The 5,163-nt window shown below is 65.6% G+C and carries 4 protein-coding genes and 1 pseudogene; 2 read left to right on the top strand and 3 right to left on the bottom strand.

The window, feature by feature from the left end; all coding sequences use genetic code 11:
- A partial coding sequence (locus tag P3W97_RS02650) for a MotA/TolQ/ExbB proton channel family protein (protein WP_300843517.1) occupies positions 1–828 on the bottom strand: 828 nt, incomplete at its 3' end.
- Positions 829–1,055: 227 nt separating this feature from the next.
- Between P3W97_RS02650 and P3W97_RS02645 the strand changes: the two genes are divergently transcribed.
- The gene (locus tag P3W97_RS02645) at positions 1,056–2,033 is read left to right on the top strand and encodes a GMP reductase (protein WP_300843516.1); all 978 of its coding nucleotides are present in this window, start codon (positions 1,056–1,058) and stop codon (positions 2,031–2,033) included.
- Positions 2,034–2,173: 140 nt separating this feature from the next.
- Here the strand turns inward: P3W97_RS02645 and P3W97_RS02640 are convergent.
- Positions 2,174–3,376: pseudogene (locus tag P3W97_RS02640) on the bottom strand (DEAD/DEAH box helicase); the annotation flags it as partial.
- A gap of 238 nt (positions 3,377–3,614) precedes the next feature.
- Positions 3,615–4,217: an oligoribonuclease gene (orn, locus tag P3W97_RS02635; RefSeq protein WP_300843514.1), complete on the bottom strand. Its 603-nt coding sequence runs from the start codon at positions 4,215–4,217 to the stop codon at positions 3,615–3,617.
- A 50-nt stretch (positions 4,218–4,267) separates the two neighbouring features.
- Between orn and P3W97_RS02630 the strand changes: the two genes are divergently transcribed.
- A partial coding sequence (locus P3W97_RS02630; protein WP_300843512.1) for a M48 family metallopeptidase occupies positions 4,268–5,163 on the top strand: 896 nt, incomplete at its 3' end.

Raw genomic sequence — 5,163 nt, 5'->3', positions numbered from 1 at the left:
CCGGCTGGGCGAGCGCGGGGCGCTGGCGCTGCTACCGGTCGGGGTTGACCCTGGGGAGGTATCGAGAATTTCGTCTTCGCGGTGCTCGACAAAGGAGTTGAGCGTCTCGCGCATCAGCGACGGACTGCGGCGCGCGCACATCATCGAAATGCCCTGCAACACCATGTTCATGAGCACGATGCGCTGCTCGGTGCGGCGCTCCAGCTTGACGGCCACGGGCTTGAACACCAAGTTGGCCAGCAAAATGCCGTAAAACGTCGTCATCAGGGCCACCGCCAGGTGCTTGCCGATCACGACCAGATCCCCGCTGGCGACCACGTCCATCAGATTGATCAGCCCAACCAGGGTGCCGATCATGCCGAAAGCGGGCGCGTAGCTGGCCATGACGCGAAAGAGCTGCGCCTCGGCCGCCTCCTTGGCTTTCATGCGCGAAATCCGCCACTGCAGCAGGTCTAGGATGTCCTCCTCCGGGATGCGGTCGATGACCAGCTGCACCCCTGTGCGCAGGAAGGGGTTGGAGATGCGCGGCAACGCCTTTTCGACCAACACCGGATCATCGCGCATCCACAGTCGCGAGATGTCCACCAGCTCCTCGATGTCGCGCTCGGTGTACAGGCGCTCGTTGCGCATGACGGTTCGGATGAGCTTGAAGACCCGCAGCACCTCGCCGATCGGGTAGCTCAAGAAGGTGGCTGCCATGGTGCCCACCAGGACGATGCCGATGCTTGGCACATCGATGAACAGCCAAGGATCGTCGGCTGCAAACAGGATCAGGACACCCAGCAACACAACGCTGGCGACCATGCCGATCAGGGTGGAGGGATTCATCCGCACGCGCTCCAAGGGGGCGGCAATGCCCCACAGGGCTATTGTGCCCCAGCCGGCTGGCATAGAATCGAGCACCGGGCCAAACGTGGGAGCCTGGTTTTTTTGTGTCCACCGCCCTGTGCTGGCGGCTTCGGGCCCGACCGGCTATCCATCAAGCGCTCGCAGCCATTGGGCCGCGCACTGCCACAACGCGCCGCTTACCCCACAGCCACATCGGAGCCTTGCCCATGGAAATTTTCGACTACGACAACGTCCTGCTGTTGCCGCGCAAATGCCGCGTGGAAAGCCGCAGCGAATGCGACACCTCGGTGGAGTTTGGTGGCCGACGCTTCAAGCTGCCGGTGGTGCCAGCCAACATGAAGACGGTGCTGGACGAGCGCATCAGCGAATACCTGGCCGCCAACGGCTATTTTTACGTCATGCACCGCTTCGACCTGGACAGCGTAGCCTTTGCCAAGCGCATGCGTGAACGGGGCCTGTTCGTGTCCATCAGCTCTGGGGTCAAGCCGGCTGACCATGCGGTGATCGACCGGCTCGCGGCCGAAGGCGTGGGCGCCGACTACATCACCATCGACATCGCCCACGGCCACGCCGACAGCGTGCGCAGGATGATCGAGCACATCAAGCAAAAACTGCCGCAAACCTTCCTCATCGCCGGCAACGTGGGCACGCCCGAGGCCGTGATCGACCTGGAAAACTGGGGCGCGGATGCGACCAAGGTGGGCATCGGGCCGGGCAAGGTATGCATCACGCGGCTCAAAACGGGCTTTGGCACCGGTGGCTGGCAGCTCTCGGCGCTCAAGTGGTGCGCGCGGGTGGCGACCAAGCCCATCATCGCCGACGGGGGCATTCGCCACCATGGCGACATCGCCAAGAGCGTGCGTTTTGGCGCCGCGATGGTCATGATCGGCTCGCTTTTCGCCGGCCACGAGGAGTCCCCCGGCCAGACGGTGGAGGTGGACGGCAAGCTCTATAAGGAGTACTACGGCTCGGCCAGCGACTTCAACAAAGGCGAGTACAAGCACGTCGAAGGCAAGCGCATCCTCGAGCCGATCAAAGGCAAGCTGGCCGACACCCTGCGCGAGATGCAAGAGGACTTACAAAGCGCCATCAGCTACGCCGGCGGGCGCACCTTGGTCGATCTGCGCAAGGTGAACTATGTCGTCTTGGGCGGCGAAAACGCCGGCGAACATCTGCTGATGTGAGAACGAAGGTGCGCTGTCGAGGCTCAGCGTGGCGCGCGGCGCGCAGCCGGTTCTGCCCGCCGTGCGCGGGGGGCCTCGGAGCGCTTGCCCCAGCCCCGATGGCCGTCGGCCCGGCGCGCCTGGCGCGGGGTGTCGATCGGCCGCTGCGGCTCCAAGCCCGGGATCGTCAGGGCCGGGATCGGTTGACGGCTGAAGGCCTCGATGGCGCCGATGCGGCGGCGATCACGCGGCTCGGCCATGGTGACCGCCAAACCGCGGCGCCCGGCCCGACCCGTGCGGCCGATGCGGTGCACATAATCTTCGGCCTTCATTGGCAAGCCGTAGTTGAAGACATGGGTGATGCTGGGCACGTCGATGCCGCGCGCGGCCACATCAGTGGCCACCAGAATCTGCACCTGTCCTTGCCGCAGCGCCTGCAGCCGACGATTGCGCAGCCCTTGGCTCAGGGCCCCGTGTAGGGCCACGGCGGCAAAGCCCGCCTGCTGCAGGTCTTGCGCCAGTTCATCACATTCGATTTGTGTGCTGGCAAACACGATGGCCTGCTCGATCGCCTCGTCGCGCAGCCAGTGGTCTAACACGCGGCGTTTGTGCGAGGGGCTGTCGCACCAGTACAGGCGCTGCTCGATGTGGGTATGGCGGTCCTGCGGCGTCTCCAGCGCAACGCGCTGCGGCGCGCGCATGATGCGCGCGGCCAACGCCTGGATGCGCGGCGCGAAGGTGGCGCTGAACATCAGCGTCTGACGCCGACCCTCGGTCAGGCGGTGGATTTCGGCCAAGTCCTCGGCAAAGCCCAGGTCCAGCATGCGATCGGCCTCGTCAAGGACGACGTGCTGCACGGTGTCCAGCCGCAGATGGCCACCGCGGTGCAAATCCAGCAGGCGCCCCGGGGTGGCGACCACCACGGCTGCGCCGGCTAGGCGCTGCAGTTGCACCGCGTAGGGCATGCCACCCACCACCGTCGCCACGCGCACGCCACGCGTGTGGCGCAGCAAGTCCACGGCGTCGTGCGCCACCTGCTGGGCCAGTTCTCGCGTAGGGCACAGCACCAGCGCCTGCGGTGCCGCCGGCTCGAAACGGGGCGCGCGCCCAGGCCCGCGGCTGCTGCGGCGAGACTCGCGAACGGGCTCGGCCGCAACCTGTCGGCACAGGGCGTCGAGCACAGGGAGCAAGTACGCGGCGGTCTTGCCGCTGCCCGTCTGGCTGGACACCATCAGGTCAGCGCCGTCCGCATCGCGAGCCAGGGCCGGCGGGATGGCGGCCAGTTGTACGGGGGTGGGCTGCACATAGCCTAGGTCGGCCACGGCACGCAGCAGGGAATCGACCAGGCCGAGCGCGGCAAAGCCACCATCGCAGCCAACGGCTGCAGGGATCGAAGGGTTCATGGTTGGGATCCGTCAGGTTGTCATCACATCGACTACCAACGAATCAATCCTTCCACGGACCGGCAAGCAGCAGATGCAACAAAGAAACCGGCACCGAATGGCGTCGGAAAAGCCATTATGGCACAGATTCGTGCGGTCTGAGGATGCAGCGCGATGCGGCTCGGATTCGGCGCCGAACCGCACCGCCCCGGCGGTCCGCTCAGGCCGACAGGCGCAGGAAGTGTTCGCGGTAATGCGCCAACTCGTCGATGGATTCATGCACATCGGCCAGGGCTGTGTGGCGTTGTTGTTTCTTGAACGCGCTGTAGACCTGCGGCCGCCAGCGCCGCGCCAGCTCTTTGAGGGTGCTCACATCCAAATTGCGGTAGTGGAAATACGCCTCCAGCCGCGGCATGTAGCGCACCAGAAAACGCCGGTCCTGCCCCACGCTGTTGCCGCACATGGGCGATGCACCCTTGGGTACATAGCGCGCGATGAAGTCGAGCAGGAGCTGCTCGGCCTCGGCTTCGGTCATCTGGCTGGCCTTGACCTTGTCGATCAAGCCACTGCGTCCATGCGTGCCTTTGTTCCATGCATCCATGGCGTCGAGCACGGCGTCGCTCTGGTGGATCACCAGCACAGGCCCCTCGATGCGCGGGTGCAGATGCGGGCCGGTGACCACCACGGCCACCTCCAGCAGGCGCTCGGCCTCGGGGTCCAGGCCGGACATTTCGCAGTCGATCCAGACCAGATTCTGGTCGCTCTTGGGCAAGGTCAGGGCCTCGGCGGACAACGGTTCGGGCAAGGTGTTGGAGCTGGTCATAGCGCCTATTGTCGCCGACATGCCGACACGACTTTGGCTAGACTGCGCATATGCACATCACACTGCCTGCGCACTTGCTTTGGAGCTGGACTTTCGTGACCCTGTTGGTGGCCAGCCTGCTGCTGCGGGCTTGGCTGTATGCGCGCCAAATCCGGCATGTGGCACACCACCGCGACCGCGTGCCCGAGGCATTCGTCGCGCATGTCAGCGCCGAGCAGCACGCCAAAGCCGCCGCTTACACGATCGACAAGACGCGGCTGGCACTGGCCGAGTCGGTTTGGAGCTCGGTCGTCCTGGTCGGCTGGACCCTGCTCGGTGGGCTGGACTGGCTCAATCAGATTCTGCTGCAGTGGTTGGGGGACGGGCTGGTACAGCAGGTTGCGCTCATCGGGGCCTTCTTTGCGATCGGGGCGTTGCTGGAGCTGCCGCTGGCGTGGTGGCGCACCTTCCGCGTGGAAGCCGCCCACGGGTTCAACCAGATGACGCTGGGTTTGTGGGTGGCCGACGGGCTCAAGGGCGCAGCCGTGGCGGCAGCCTTGGGTCTGCCGCTGGCCGCGCTGATCCTGTGGCTCTACGACGCCGCGGGCTCGGCCTGGTGGCTGTGGGCCTGGCTGGCCTGGATGGCCTTCAATACGGCGTTGCTGCTGCTCTACCCTCGCTTCATCGCTCCCTTGTTCAACCGCTTCGAGCCGCTGGCCGACGCCCGCTTGCGTGAGCGCGTCGAGTCCCTACTGGCCCGCTGTGGCTTTCGCGCCGCAGGGGTGTATGTGATGGACGGCAGCCGGCGCAGCGCGCATGCCAACGCCTATTTCACCGGATTTGGCCCCGCCAAGCGCGTGGTGCTGTTCGACACCCTGCTGCAACGCCTAGAGGCCCCCCAGATCGATGCCGTGCTCGCGCACGAGCTGGGGCATGCCCACCACCGGCATGTGCTCAAGCGTCTGGT

Origin of the sequence: Tepidimonas sp., assembly GCF_029335975.1 — a bacterium.
Taxonomy (GTDB): domain Bacteria; phylum Pseudomonadota; class Gammaproteobacteria; order Burkholderiales; family Burkholderiaceae_C; genus Tepidimonas.
Note: the sequence above shows the minus strand (reverse complement) of the source record. Positions and strands in the feature narration are given on the sequence as shown.

Bases quoted from the DNA above. Each gene is read 5' to 3' on its own strand.
- orn (WP_300843514.1), bottom strand. From the start codon at position 4,217: ATGACCAGCTCCAACACCTTGCCCGAACCGTTGTCCGCCGAGGCCCTG.
- P3W97_RS02645 (WP_300843516.1), top strand. From the start codon at position 1,056: ATGGAAATTTTCGACTACGACAACGTCCTGCTGTTGCCGCGCAAATGC.